This is a genomic window from Fundidesulfovibrio butyratiphilus (genome assembly GCF_054657235.1).
On sequence record NZ_BAAHXA010000003.1, the window covers coordinates 461,850 to 475,210 of the forward strand.

General features: G+C 65.0%; 10 protein-coding genes. 9 read left to right on the plus strand and 1 reads right to left on the minus strand.

All coding sequences use genetic code 11. From position 1 onward, the window contains the following. The first annotated feature begins 1 nt into the window (after position 1). Both ACYQ01_RS18190 and ACYQ01_RS18195 read left to right on the plus strand, forming a co-directional pair. On the plus strand, positions 2 to 1,213 hold the full coding sequence (locus ACYQ01_RS18190) for an aldo/keto reductase (RefSeq protein WP_459935234.1): 1,212 nt from the start codon (positions 2 to 4) through the stop codon (positions 1,211 to 1,213). A 346-nt stretch (positions 1,214 to 1,559) separates the two neighbouring features. Next, complete coding sequence (locus ACYQ01_RS18195; protein ID WP_459935235.1) at positions 1,560 to 2,093, plus strand: hypothetical protein; 534 nt, start codon at positions 1,560 to 1,562, stop codon at positions 2,091 to 2,093. A 170-nt stretch (positions 2,094 to 2,263) separates the two neighbouring features. Here ACYQ01_RS18195 and ACYQ01_RS18200 read toward each other — a convergent pair whose 3' ends face one another. Beyond that, positions 2,264 to 3,604 (minus strand): hypothetical protein, encoded by a 1,341-nt coding sequence (locus ACYQ01_RS18200; protein WP_459935236.1) that lies wholly within the window; start codon positions 3,602 to 3,604, stop codon positions 2,264 to 2,266. A 614-nt stretch (positions 3,605 to 4,218) separates the two neighbouring features. On the opposite strand from ACYQ01_RS18200, the gene ACYQ01_RS18205 reads away from it, so the two are divergent. The 7 genes from ACYQ01_RS18205 to ACYQ01_RS18235 all read left to right on the plus strand — a co-directional run bounded on the left by ACYQ01_RS18205 (position 4,219) and on the right by ACYQ01_RS18235 (position 13,357). Next, a complete protein-coding gene (locus tag ACYQ01_RS18205) occupies positions 4,219 to 6,210 on the plus strand; it encodes a proton-conducting transporter transmembrane domain-containing protein (RefSeq protein ID WP_459935237.1) in 1,992 nt (663 codons plus the stop codon). After that, positions 6,207 to 7,100: a respiratory chain complex I subunit 1 family protein gene (locus ACYQ01_RS18210; RefSeq protein ID WP_459935238.1), complete on the plus strand. Its 894-nt coding sequence runs from the start codon at positions 6,207 to 6,209 to the stop codon at positions 7,098 to 7,100. The genes ACYQ01_RS18205 and ACYQ01_RS18210 overlap by 4 nt, the downstream gene beginning before the upstream one ends. A 3-nt stretch (positions 7,101 to 7,103) precedes the next feature. Further along, positions 7,104 to 7,751 (plus strand): hydrogenase-4 component E, encoded by a 648-nt coding sequence (locus ACYQ01_RS18215; RefSeq protein WP_459935239.1) that lies wholly within the window; start codon positions 7,104 to 7,106, stop codon positions 7,749 to 7,751. A 2-nt stretch (positions 7,752 to 7,753) separates the two neighbouring features. Further along, positions 7,754 to 9,226: a proton-conducting transporter transmembrane domain-containing protein gene (locus tag ACYQ01_RS18220; RefSeq protein WP_459935240.1), complete on the plus strand. Its 1,473-nt coding sequence runs from the start codon at positions 7,754 to 7,756 to the stop codon at positions 9,224 to 9,226. After that, the gene (locus ACYQ01_RS18225) at positions 9,226 to 10,704 is read left to right on the plus strand and encodes a hydrogenase large subunit (RefSeq protein WP_459935241.1); all 1,479 of its coding nucleotides are present in this window, start codon (positions 9,226 to 9,228) and stop codon (positions 10,702 to 10,704) included. The genes ACYQ01_RS18220 and ACYQ01_RS18225 overlap by 1 nt, the downstream gene beginning before the upstream one ends. Before the next feature lie 9 nt (positions 10,705 to 10,713). Continuing rightward, complete coding sequence (locus tag ACYQ01_RS18230; protein ID WP_459935242.1) at positions 10,714 to 11,469, plus strand: NADH-quinone oxidoreductase subunit B family protein; 756 nt, start codon at positions 10,714 to 10,716, stop codon at positions 11,467 to 11,469. A gap of 295 nt (positions 11,470 to 11,764) precedes the next feature. Beyond that, complete coding sequence (locus ACYQ01_RS18235) at positions 11,765 to 13,357, plus strand: efflux transporter outer membrane subunit (RefSeq protein ID WP_459935243.1); 1,593 nt, start codon at positions 11,765 to 11,767, stop codon at positions 13,355 to 13,357. Positions 13,358 to 13,361 lie beyond the last annotated feature (4 nt).

The window sequence follows — 13,361 nt, forward strand, 5'->3', positions numbered from 1 at the left end:
CATGAGCGCCAAGGACAGTCCCGCCAACTTTTCACGCAGAGCCTTCCTGAAGACCGCCGCCCTGGGCGCGGCCGCCGCGCCCCTGGCCGCCCCGGCCGTGCTGGCCGCCCAGGAGACCACGCCGGCCCAGCTCCCGGCCATGCCCAGGCGCGTGCTGGGGAAAACCGGAGTGGAGGTGCCCATCCTGGCCATGGGCGGCATGACCGACACCCTCAACAACCAGTTGCTGCTCAAACAGGCCATCAAGTGGGGCGTCACCTACTGGGACACCGCCGAGGCCTACGGCAACGGCCAGTCCGAGGAAGGCTACGGACGGTTTTTCTCGCGCAATCCCGAAGCCCGCAAAGAGGTCTTTCTGGTGACCAAGCTCATCCCCAAGGGCGAAGACCTCACCGCGCGACTGGACAAATCCCTGGAGCGGCTCAAGACCTCGTATGTGGACCTGTTTTTCATCCACAGCATCACCTCCATCGCCGACATGGACGAAAAAACCATGCGATGGGCCACGGAGATGAAAAAAGCCGGAAAGTTCAAATTCTTCGGCTTCAGCACCCACACCAACATGGAGGACTGCCTGTTGGGAGCGGCCTCCCGGCCCGGCCTGGACGTGGTGATGATCACCTACAACTTCCGGCTCATGCGCGAAGAAAAAATGCGCAAGGCCATGGACGCCTGCCACAAGGCGGGCATCGGACTGGTGGCCATGAAGACCCAGGGCGGCGGACCGGTCAAGACCGACAGCCAGGCCGAGCTCGACGCGGCCGGAAGGTTTCTGGAAAAAGGCTTCACGGACAAGCAGGCCCGACTCAAGGCCGTGTGGGAGAACCCTCAGGTGGCGAGCATCTGCTCCCAGATGCCGAGCCTGACCATCCTGGCGGCCAACGTGGCCGCGGCCCGCGACCGCACCGCCCTGGCCGAGGCGGATTTCCGGGCCCTGCACGACCTGGCCCAGGACACCCGCCAAGGCTACTGCGCCGGATGCGGCGCGATTTGCGCCCAGGCCGGCGGAGAATACGTGCGCGAGGTCATGCGCTACATGATGTACTACAACGATTACGGCGAAAAGGATCTGGCCCGCGAGCTCTTCGCCAGCCTGCCCGACGAGGTGCGCGCGAGCCTGGCAACGACCGACTACGCCCGGGCCGAAAAAGCCTGCCCCCAAGGGTTGGCCATCGCCGACATCATGCGAAACGCGGCGGGACTTTTGGCCTGACCGCGGACTTGCCCTGATTATCCGGCGGGAGGAAAGAACGCGTTCTTTCCTCCCGTTTTTTGTTGTCAAAGTCGCCTCGCGCTTTTCCCCGTACAATCCTCTCGCCACCTGACAGCCCGCCCAAAAAGTCGATTCTTGCTGCCTGTTCAAAAAACGTGCTGACAAGGCGCAAGAAAAATCAAGCCCGAAGCGGAGTTGGCATCCGTTGAGGGGTTGAGCTTTTCGCAGCAACGCAGCCAGCAAGAATTTTTCAACAGATGGCTAAATCCCGCCAAACGAAAATCGTCCGTAACCTGACGCGTGATAGCAGCGACTCATAGACATAAAACACTTGAGGAAATACATCATGACCAGCAAGACCATTTCCCGGCAAATACGCTGCCTGCACCGCGACATTGGATTTCTTCTTATAGGAATAACGCTCCTATACGCCGTGAGCGGCATCATTTTGGTCTACCGCGAAACGGATTTCATGAAGACGTCAAAAAGTGTCTCGACGACCCTGGCGCAGGACATGACCCCAGAAGAGCTTGCACAGGCTCTCCATATGAGACGGTTCAAAGCGACAAAATCGGACGGGGATACGATCCTGTTTCAGGACGGACAAAACATCAAGGATGGAGCGTACGACAAACGGACCGGAAACGTAACCTACACCGTAATGCAATTCAACGCCGCAATAGCCCCCCTGATTCGTCTTCACATGCTCAGCAGTTCCAAAACGGCGCACATATACAGCGTCGCGTACGGGACCCTGTTGACCTTCCTTGCCGTGTCGTCGCTCTTCATGTTCAACACGCGTCAGACGGCGTTTCGCAGAGGCCTGAAGCTTTCCGGCATCGGCCTCGTGCTGAGCGTGTTCATCTTGCTCTCGGTATAGAGGAAAAACAACGGCCGGCTACCAGCCCTCCCAAAAGTCGATTCGTGCAGCCTGTTCAAAAAACGTGCTGGCAAGGCGCGAAAAAAATCAAGCCCGAAGCGGAGTTGGCATCCGTTGAGGGTTTGAGTTTTTCGTAGCGACGCAGCCAGCAAGGATCTTTCAACAGGCTGCTAATACGTCTCGCCGAGGAGCTGTCGGTTGCAGTGCTCCTTGAGGGTCCAGCCAAGGGCCGCGATCTTCTTGCGGGCCAGCGGACTGGCCGGGCCGCAGATCCACAGCTCCACACCGGTCGGGTTCGCCTCGGCCACGGCCTTTCCCATGCCCTGCGTGCGTTCCGCCAGGGACTTGGTCCAGACCAGGCGGTCCAGGGGGAAACACAGCACCACCTTGCCCGAACGGGTCTTGGCCCCCACCAGCTTGCCCAGTTGAAGAAACTGCTCCACATGTTCCACCTTGCGGTCGTAGGCGCTGTACAGCTGGGCCATGCGCTGACGAAACAGGGTCTGCTCCTGGTCGCCCGACCGGGCGGCCAGGCGGATGAACAGATCCCGTCCGGCGGTCTGATCCATCTTGGACAGAGCCTTGACCAGAAGCGACTGCTGGGTGGGCGTGAATTCGTCGTTGTCGATGAAGTGTTCGACCAGATTGGGGGCAATGCCCATCTTGAGCAGGATTTCGCGATTGTTGCGGCGCAGTTCGGTGGGGGGCAGGGCCAGATCCACCTCGCCCAGCCAGTTGACCCCGCCCACGCTGGAAACGGCGATGCCCACCCCGCCGGGAATGAGCATCTTGAGCCCCATGGAGGTCAGCCCCCCGGCGTATCCCGCGCTGGCGACCTTGTTCAAGCGCGCCTGCATGGGCGCGTTGGTGGAATAGGGATCGACCCCGAACGTCTTGGCGTAATCGCGCTTGACCGAAGAAAATCCAATGGCTCCGTAGGCCGCGCCGTCTTCGTACTTGCTGGCCTTGCTGCCGGCTATGGACTCCTCGGCCCGTTCGAACAGCTTGCCCACCCCGGAGAACGTGCTTCCCAGGGTGTTGATGGGATCGGTGATGAGGTTGGCCGCGCCCTTGATCACGTTGGCCCCCCCGTCCCAGACGCCCTTGCCGAACTCCTTGGCCCCGCTGACCTTTTCCATCCGGCCCATGGCCGCGATTTCGTCGATTCGGCTGACCAGCAGCGGAGTGGAATAGACCCGGTAGTCGCCATACCGCGAACGCAGGATGTAGATGTTCACGTACCCGTCCGTGGTCACGGTTTCTTCCACACGGAAATCCCGGCCCCGCAGCAGGGACTTGGGCAACAAGCTCGACGCCCGAAGCGATCCGGCGGTTTCGAAGTCGCCCAACGGCATGGGGTCCCGACGCGCGCTCTTGGGGGCCGACTTGGTGGAGGCCTGCGCCATGACGATTGGACGGTACAAGGTCTTGACGTGGTCGGCGCAAAGCGCGGGGGAAGCGGCCAAAAGCCCGGATAAGGCGAAAAGCGCGGCCAGGCGGAGGCTGTTCACGGTCGATCTCCCTGTTGTCGTTTTGGCACTGGGCCGTCGAGGTGCGCCATGGGCATGACGGCAACCGCGAAGCGTTCCCCCCTTGGCGGCGGGGCTTCCCCTGAAAACATATTTCCGGTCCGCCGGCGATCCGCTCGAAACATCGCCGGAAATTTCGCACAACGACCGAGGCGGTCGGCCGTCCGAAGCGCGAAGCGTTCCGGACATGATCCCTGAAAGCAAGAGACGGACCAACCCCGGGGAATCGCCCCCTTGCGTGCGCCACACAAAGCGACACGGCGTATGCGCGCCAACGATTTCAAATTCTTGACACCTCTGTCGCGCCAAGCCCCCCCTGGTCCTCGGGGCTTGAAACGTTCCTCGCCACGCAATGCGGACCAATCACCTCGGGACGTTGCGGGGCCTGGCGAGACTTGGGGAACCGCGGCCCGAGAAGACAATGCATGCCATTCCTAAAAGATTATATTTCTTTTTAAACCGCGAACATCCTGCATCCCGGAAACTTTTCCCTAAACGAACTCCGCTATTTTTCAAAGTCCGCACCTTGCCCCTTGACGCAACACCGCTACAGTCCTAAAGAGCACCGGTTTTCCAATTCTATAAGGAAGCACGTTTTGAGTCTGTACTTCGCGGCGCTCGGCGTCATTCTCGCATCCGGCCTCCTCGCCCTCCTGGCGGGCCGTTCCCCCACAGCCAACATCGTCGGCCCTCTCGGCGTCGCCGCCGGCTGCGCCATGGGTCTCATTTTCGCCTGCGAACAGCTCATCGGCGGCGGCGTGTGGTCGCTGACCATGGCCTGGCACCTGCCCTTGGGACGCTTCGGGCTCTGCTTTGACGGACTGACCAACTTTTTCCTCGTGCCGACCTTTCTCCTGGGCGGACTGTGCGCCGTGTACGGCCGGTCCTCCCTGTCCTTTTTCGAAGGCAAGAAAAACCTGGGCGCGCACTGGTTCTTCTACTCCCTGATGGTGGCGGGCCAGGCTCTGGTGTACGCCGCCTCGGACGGGGTGCTCTTTCTCGCCGCCTGGGAAATCATGAGCGTCGCTCCGTTTTTCCTCATCAGCTTCAACGACATCGATTCCGAAGTACGCTCCGCCGCCTGGACCTACCTGGTGGCAGCCCACGCGGGCCTGGCTTTTCTGCTCGGCTTCATGCTGCTGACCTCGGCGCAGGTCGGCGGGAGCTTCGCTTTCACGTCCATGGTCGGCTCGCTCAAGGGCACGACGGCTGTGGCGGCCTTCCTGCTGGCCCTGGCCGGCTTCGGAGTCAAGGCCGGCATCGCCCCCCTGCACGTCTGGCTGCCCGAGGCCCATCCGGCCGCGCCTAGCCACGTTTCGGCCTATCTTTCCGGCTCCATCATCAAAGCCGGCATCTACGGCCTCATGCGCTCCATGACGTTTCTCGCCCAGCCCGAGCCCTGGCAGGCCTATCTGCTGGTGACGCTGGGCCTGCTCACCGCCCTGCTCGGCATCGTGCAGGCCATGGGCAAGCACCACCTCAAACGCCTGCTGGCCTATTCCAGCGTGGAAAACGTGGGGCTCATCACCATGGGCCTGGGACTCTATCTGCTGGGACGTTCCACGGGCCACCTCGATTTGGCCGCCCTGGCGCTCGGCGGCGCGCTCCTGCATGTGTTGGCCCACGCCCTCATGAAGGGTTCGCTCTTCCTGAGCGCCGGCGCGGTGCTGCACGGAGCGGGCACGGTCATGATGAACCGCCTGGGCGGACTCATGAAGGTCATGCCCGTGACGGGACGCATCTTCGCCCTGGGCGCGGCGGCCATCTGCGGTCTGCCACCCCTGGCCGGCTTCGTGGGCGAGCTTTTGCTCTACCTGGCGGCCGGACGCCTGGGGTTGGCCCTCTCCGGCCCGGGCGCCCTCACCGCGTGGACCGCGCTGGCCGGCTTGGCCCTGGTGGGCGGCATCGCGGCCATCGTGTTCGTCAAGGCGTTGGGCGCGACCTTCCTGGGCGAACCCCGCAGCGAGGCCACCTCCCACGCCCACGACCCGCACCGGGGAGAAACCATCCCCATGGTCCTCTTGGGCTTGGGCGTGGCGGCTTTCGGCCTGTCGGGCCCCTGGATGCTGTCCCTGGCCGCCCCGGCCATGGCGGCCGCCGCTTCCGGGTCGGCAGCGGCCCAGGTTCTGGCCGCCCTGGGATCGGCCATGAGCGCCCTTTGGGCCCTGAGCATGGCCAACGTCGCCTTGCTGGTCCTGGCCGGCCTCCTGGTCGTGTTCCGTTTCGGCCTTCTGCGCGCGCGTCCGGTAGGCTCCACCGGAACCTGGGACTGCGGCTACTCGGCTCCCACCGCGCGCATGCAGTACACGGCGTCGTCTTTCAGCGATCCGATGACCCATTTGCTGGGCGGTTTTTCCGGCTCCTCCAGTCGGCTCGATCCCCCCGTGGGATATTTTCCGGCCAAGGCGTCCTATGCCGAACTCGCGCCGGACCTGGTCAAGGAACGCGGCTTCGGCCCCTTCTTTTCCATGGTGGATTGGGTGGCGGGACACCTCAAATGGCTTCAGCACGGCAACCTCAACCTCTATATCCTCTCCATCATGGTCACCCTCATGGCCCTTCTGGCCTACAATTTTCTCGCCCAATGAACGCCTGGCACTTTTTCCCCCTGGCGGCCGCCCTGGTCCTGTCGCCTCTTATGGTCGGCGTGGTGAACCGGGTCAAGGCCCTCTTCGGCGGTCGCACCGGCAAGCCCCTGCTCCAACTCTACTACGACATTTTCAAGCTCCTGGGCAAAGGCGCGGTGTATAGCCGCACCACCACCTGGGTGTTTCGGGCCGGCCCCGTCCTGGGATTGGCCGCGACCCTGGCGGCCACGGCCATGGCTCCGCTCGGATCGCTGGAAGCCGCGTGGTCCTTCGAAGGCGACATGTTCGTTTTCGTCTACTTTCTGGCCATGGGACGATTCGCCACCATGGCCGCCGCCCTGGACACGGGATCGAGCTTCGAAGGCATGGGCGCCAGTCGCGAAGCCGTGTTCTCGAGCCTGGCCGAACCGGCCCTGTTTCTCGGGCTTCTGGCCCTGGCCCGCCACGCCCACAGCCTGTCCCTGACCAGCATGCTGGCCGACGCCGCCGCCTCGCCCTGGTATGCACAGGCCCCGGCCCTGGGTCTGGTCGGGGTGTGCCTGGGCATCCTGGCCTTGTCGGAGTGCAGCCGCATTCCCTTCGACGATCCCAACACCCACCTGGAGCTCACCATGATCCACGAGGTCATGGTGCTCGACCACTCCGGGCCGGAGCTGGCGCTCATCGAATACGGCGCCGCCCTCAAACTCTGGATACTGGGGGCGCTCACCATGGCGCTTCTCATCCCCATCCACGGTCCGCTCACGGCCCTGGCCGCCATGTTCGGCTTTGCCGTGGCCGTCGGCGTGGTGGAGTCGTCCATGGCCAGACTGCGCCTGTTGCGCGTACCTTCGCTTCTGGCCACGGCGGCGGCTTCCTGCGCCCTGGCCTTGACCGTCATCGGGAGCTGATCCGTGAACCCGGCCGATTTCATGAGTCTTCTCGCCATAGCGGCCGCCCTGTCCGGCTTGGCGCTTCTGGCCTCCAGCCGCCTGGACGCCTGCCTTCGCATCGCCGCCTTCCAGGGCGTGATGGTGAGCCTGCTGCCCCTGTCGCCCCAGGTCCACCTCGACATCCACGTTCTGGCCGTGTGCGCCGTATCGCTTCTGGTCAAGGCTTTGGCCTTCCCCGTGCTCATCGGACGCACCCTGCGCCGCGTGAAGGTCCGCCTGGAGGTCGAACCCTACCTGGGCTATCCCGTGGTCGTGCTGCTGGGCGTGGCCGGCCTCATGGGCGCCCTGTGGCTCTCGACCCAGACCGGATTCGGCCTGCCCGTCGAAGCCCGGCAACCCGTGGCCGCCGGTTTCTTTCTCGTCTGGACCGGGCTGCTCGTCATCGTCAGCCGCAAGAAGGCCATTTCCCAGGTCATCGGCTACCTCATCGCCGAAAACGGCATCTTCGTCCTGAGTTGCGCCCTGAACCCGGCCGGGTCCCTGGCCGTGGAGCTGTGCATCCTGCTCGACGTGCTGGTGGCCATCTTCGTCATGGGCATCGCCATCCACCACATCAACCGGCAGTTCGACTCCATAGACACCGAGCGTTTCTGCTCCATCAGGGACTAGCCATGCTTTTAGCCTCCTTGGTCGCCCTGCCCTTTCTGGCCGCCGTCGCGGCCATCCTCATGCCCTGGGACACCCCGCGGCGGGCGCTCCTGGCCCTGGCCCCGGCCTGCCACCTGGGCCTTTGTCTGCTGGCGGCGGCCACGCGCCCCGTGTCGGCCTTTCCCGACGTCATCGCCCTGGACGACCTGGGCGTGCTCTTTCTCTGCCTGTCGAGCGTCCTGTTCACCGTGGTTTCGTTCTACGCCGTGGGCTACCTGCGCAGCGAACCCCAGGGCGAACGACGCGACTTCGCCTCCAAGGCGTTCTTCGTCAACGCCCCGGAACGGGTGTTCAGCGCCTGCCTGCTGGCTTTTCTGGGCTGCATGACCCTGGTCACCATCACCAGCAACCTGGGCCTGCTCTGGGCCGCGGTGGAGGCCAACGCCCTGACCGCCGCGCCGCTCATCTACTTCCACCGCCACCAGCGCTCCCTGGAGGCCACCTGGAAGTATCTCATGATCTGTTCGGTGGGCATCGCCCTGGCCCTTTTGGGCAACATTTTCCTTTCCGCCTCCCTGCCCAGTGGAATCCAGGGGTCGCTGGCCCTGACGACCTTCCTGGCCAACGCCACGGGGCTCGACCCCACCTGGCTGCGCCTGGGATTCTTCTTCGCCCTGGCCGGATACGGCACCAAGATGGGCCTGGCCCCCATGCACTCCTGGCTGCCCGACGCCCATAGCGAAGCCCCCTCGCTGGTCTCGGCCCTTCTCTCCGGAGCCCAGCTCAACTGCGCGTTCCTGGGCATCCTGCGCGTCTACCAGATCATGGGCGCGGCCGGACTCTCCGGCCTGTGCCAGCCGGCCTTGGCCGGGCTGGGCGTGGTATCGCTGCTTTTCGCCGCCGTATTCATCCTGGGCCAAGGCGACTTCAAACGCCTGCTGGCCTATTCCAGCGTGGAGCACATGGGCATTCTGTCCCTGGCCCTGGGACTGGGACAACCCGCCCATCCGGCCATGCTCCTGCACATGACCGGCCACTCCCTGACCAAAGCCATGCTCTTTCTCATGGCCGGCAACATCCTGGCCGGCTATCACTCCAAATCCGCCCACGACGTGCGCGGCGTGATCCGGCTCATGCCGGTCACGGGCGTCTTGTGGCTGTTGGGTTTCCTGGCCATCTGCGGCTCGCCGCCGTTTTCCCTCTTCGTCTCGGAACTGGGCATCCTCAAGGCCGCCATGGACGCCGAGCGGTACGTGTTGGCCGCCACCTTTCTGATCCTTTTGTTCGTCATCTTCGTGGGCATGGCCACCCCGGTCCTGCGCATGGCCCAGGGCTATCCCCCGCCCAGCGCTCCGACCACGGTGAAAGTGGAAAACACCTACAGCCTGGCGCCGGCCGTGGCCCTGGCCGGACTGGTCACCTTGCTCGGCGTGTGGGTGCCTGGCCCCGTATGGACGCTCATGCGCGGCGCGGCCGCCTGTCTGGGGGGCAACTGATGCTGCACATGACTCCCGGCGAAGCGGTGAGCCTGGGCCGCCTGCCTGTCCTTTCCGCCTCGGAATTTCGCGAGACCCTCGTCACGGCCGTGCGCCAGGGCTCCCGCCTGTCCTCGTTCTTCGCCTGGGGCCGAGGGCCGTCGCTTCGCCTCATCGCCATCGTGGCCAACGACTGCGCGGCCGAACTCACCGCCTTGTCCTGCGAACCGGGCGAGCGTTTCGCTTCCATCACTCCCGAGTGCCCCCAGGCCCACCTGTTCGAACGGGAAATCCACGAGCAGTCCGGATTGCCCATCGACGGCCATCCCTGGTTCAAGCCCGTGCGCTCCAACGCCCCCTTCGGCGCGGAGGAACGGCCGGCCCCCTGCGTGGGCCAATTCTTCACCGTGGCCGGCGAGGATGTCCACGAAGTTTCCGTGGGCCCCATTCACGCCGGAGTCATCGAACCGGGGCACTTCCGCTTCCAGTGTCACGGCGAGGACGTCTTCCATCTGGAGATCGCCCTGGGCTACCAGCACCGGGGCGTGGAGGAGCGCCTGGCGGGCGGACCGGACACGCTCACCGTCCACCTTTTCGAGACCCTGGCCGGCGACACCACCGTGGGGCACACCACGGCCTACGCCCAGGTGGCCGAAGCCCTGGCCGGCGTGACCGCCCCCCCCCGGGCGGCGTTTTTGCGCGCCGCCGCCCTGGAACTTGAGCGCCTGGCCAACCACACCGGCGATCTGGGCGCCATGGCCGGCGATGTGGGCTACTTGCCGGTAATGAGCTTCAACGGCCGGCTGCGCGGCGACTATTTGAATCTTTCCGCTTTGTTGTGCGGCAACCGCTTCGGCCGGGGCATGGTGGTTCCCGGGGGCGTTGGATTCGATGCCGACTCCGAACGCCTGGCCACCCTGCGTTCCCGACTGGAAGCCATTTTCAAGGACACTTCCGGCTCCGCCTCGCTGCTTTTCGATTGCACCTCGGTTCGTGCCCGTTTCGAGCACACCGGCCAGCTCACGGCCCTGCAAGCGCGCGACCTGGGGCTTGTCGGGCCGCCGGCCCGCGCCTGCGGACTGGCCCGCGACGTACGGGCGGACTGGCCCTGCTGGGCCCTGCGTGGCCTGGACCCGCGCGCCATGGTCGACGAGGGGGGCGATGTGCAGGCCCGGGCCGCTGTGCGTTGGCTGGAGATGCGGGAGTCCGTGCGCCTGGTGCGGGCTCTTACGGAAGGCCTGCCCGAAGGCCCGGTGACGACGCCGTTGGGCCCCCTGGCCCCGGACAGCCTGGCCGTGAGCCTGGTGGAAGGCTGGCGGGGCGAGATCTGCCATACGGCCATCACCGGCCCGGACGGACGGCTGGTCCGCTACAAGATCGTGGACCCGTCGTTCCACAACTGGTCGGGCCTGGCCCTGGCCCTGCGCGGCCAGCAGATTTCGGACTTTCCCTTGTGCAACAAGAGCTTCAACCTGTCCTACTGTGGGCATGACCTCTAGGACGAGCAGATGATCCGCGCCGTCGTCGAACGCCTCCGCCAGAAAAAACGCACCGTGGGTTACCCGCGTACCGCTCCCGTACTGCCTGACCGCTTTCGGGGCCGTCCGGCTCTGGACGCCTCCCGTTGTCCGCAAGACTGCCGGGCCTGCGCCGAGGCCTGCCCCACCGGGGCCGTGTTCTTCGAACAGGGACGCCCCGTCTTCGACCTGAGTCGTTGTCTTTTCTGCCCGGACTGCGTGAAGGCCTGTCCCACCGGGGCCATGTCCTTCACGTCGGACCATCGCCTGGCCGCGCGCAAACGCGAAGAACTCATCGTGCGCGACGGCGCCTTCCGTCTGGCCGAAGCCCTGGACAAACGCGCCCGCTCCCTCTTCGGCCGCTCGCTCAAGCTGCGTCAGGTCAGCGCCGGGGGATGCAACGCCTGCGAAGCCGACCTCAACGTGCTCACCACCATCGTCTTCGACCTGGGCCGCTTCGGCATCGACTTCGTGGCTTCACCCCGTCACGCCGACGGGCTCATGATCACCGGACCGGTCACCGCCAACATGCGCACCGCCGTGCTCAAGTGCCTGGAAGCCACCCCCGAGCCCAGGCTGGTCATCGCCTCAGGCACCTGCGCCTGCTCCGGCGGCCCCTTCGCCGGCCTGCCGGAAAGCCTGGACGGCGTGGACTCCCTGCTGCCCGTGGACCTCTACATCCCCGGCTGCCCCCCCCATCCCTACACCACCCTGGACGGTTTGCTGCGGCTCTTGGGTCGCCTGTAAGCCGGCGTTTCTCCGGGACGAAAATACGTTCCGGGCTTTTTGACGACTTTTTCGCCCGTCGGCGCGGCGCAACGACACGCCATGCCGGCCGAAAACGACTTTCCGGCCGCGCGGACGCCTCGGTTTGTCGCGCCCAGGGTCCGTTGCATCGCTTCCGGGGCAACGCCATGGGCGCGACGATTTCGGAACGAAACGGAAAAAAATCGAAAAAGCCTTCGTTCCCCCCTTGCCTTTCCTCCCTGTTCCAATGCTAAGGAAATGGCGTCTGTTCTAAACCAGGAGCCCCTCGCCGATCATGCCCAGACGCTTCGCCCTTTTCGTCCTGCTCACGGTCGTGGCCGCGCTTTGCGGCTGTATGAAGGTCGGGCCGGACTTCAAACGCCCCGACGTCCAGACGCCCCCGGCCTGGCTGGAAGCCCTGCAAGCCCAGTCGCGGCCCGAACAACCCGTTCCGGCCCAATGGTGGAAGGTGCTGGGCGACCCCGCCCTGGACCGGCTCGTGGAAAAGGCCAGTCGGGACAACATTCCCTTGCAGGTGGCGGCCGTGCGCATCCTGGAAGCCAGAGCGCAACTGGGCGTGGCCGTGGGGCAACTCTATCCCCAGACCCAGCAGGGCACGGGCGGCTACACCTACAACCAAACCAGCATGAACGCCCCCACCTCGCCCCAGCCCGGCGAGCGGGCCAGCGCCCAGTGGACCTACTGGCAGAACTCCCTCGGGTTCAAGGCCGCCTGGGAGCTGGACTTCTGGGGCAAATACCGCCGCGGCGCCGAGTCCGCCCAGGCGAGCTTGGCCGCCTCCGTGGCCGACTACGACAACGCCATGGTCACCCTGGTGTCGGACGTGGCCAGCGCCTACGTGAACTTGCGTGTGGCCGAAGAACGCCTGCGCATCACCCGGTTGAACGCCAAGCTCGAACGCGAAGGCCTGGACATCGCCGATATCCGTTTCAAGCTGGGAGCCACCAGCGAGCGCGACGTGCAGCAGGCCCAGTCCCTGTTGCAATCCACCGAAGCCACCATTCCCCAATTGGCCGCTTCCGTGCAGAAAGCCAAACACGCGCTGTGCCTGCTCATGGGCATGCCTCCGCAGGGACTCGACGACCTGCTCGGCAAGGAAAAAAGCGCCATCCCCACCTGCCCCGAGGGCATCGGAGTGGGCATCCCGGCCGACCTTTTGCGCAGGCGCCCCGACATCCGCAAGGCCGAATTCTCCGCCGCGGCCCAATGCGCCAACATCGGCGTGGCCAAGGCCGACCTGTTTCCTTCGCTCAGCCTCACGGGCAACGTGGGCTGGCTGGCCTCCACCATGGGGGCCTTCAAGCTGGCGGACCTGCTCACCAACCAGAGCTTCACCGCGAGCTTCGCGCCAGGCGTGACCTGGAACCTGTTCAACTACGGACGCATCGTCGATTCCGTGCGCGTCCAGGACGCCCGGTTCCAACAGGCCCTTCTCACCTACCGCAACACCGTGCTCACCGCCCTCAAGGAAACCGAAGACAGCTTGAGCGACTACCAGGGCGCCAGAAAACAGGCCGAAAGCCTGGCCCTGGCCGTGCGGGCGGCCACGCGTTCGGCCGAGTTGGCCTTTCTGCAATACCGCGAAGGCAAGACCGACTACACCACGGTCATCGTGGCCCAGCGCGACCAACTGACCCAGCAGGACACGCTGGCCCAGGCCCAGGGAAGCATCGTCCTGGGCATGGTGGGCCTGTACCGGTCGCTCGGCGGCGGCTGGGAGCTCAGACGCCAGACCGAATTGCTGCCCGCCTATGTGAAGCAGGAAATGGCCAAGCGCACCCACTGGGGCAGGCTGCTTGGCGAGCCCACGCAAAAGCAGGAAGACCCGGCCAAGGCCGGCCCGGGCCGCTATCTGCCCGACTTCTGATGAA

Coding starts and splice junctions, on each gene's coding strand:
- ACYQ01_RS18190 (WP_459935234.1), top strand. CDS start 2: ATGAGCGCCAAGGACAGTCCCGCCAACTTTTCACGCAGAGCCTTCCTG.
- ACYQ01_RS18225 (WP_459935241.1), top strand. CDS start 9,226: ATGCTGCACATGACTCCCGGCGAAGCGGTGAGCCTGGGCCGCCTGCCT.
- ACYQ01_RS18235 (WP_459935243.1), top strand. CDS start 11,765: ATGCCCAGACGCTTCGCCCTTTTCGTCCTGCTCACGGTCGTGGCCGCG.
- ACYQ01_RS18230 (WP_459935242.1), top strand. CDS start 10,714: ATGATCCGCGCCGTCGTCGAACGCCTCCGCCAGAAAAAACGCACCGTG.
- ACYQ01_RS18210 (WP_459935238.1), top strand. CDS start 6,207: ATGAACGCCTGGCACTTTTTCCCCCTGGCGGCCGCCCTGGTCCTGTCG.
- ACYQ01_RS18195 (WP_459935235.1), top strand. CDS start 1,560: ATGACCAGCAAGACCATTTCCCGGCAAATACGCTGCCTGCACCGCGAC.
- ACYQ01_RS18220 (WP_459935240.1), top strand. CDS start 7,754: ATGCTTTTAGCCTCCTTGGTCGCCCTGCCCTTTCTGGCCGCCGTCGCG.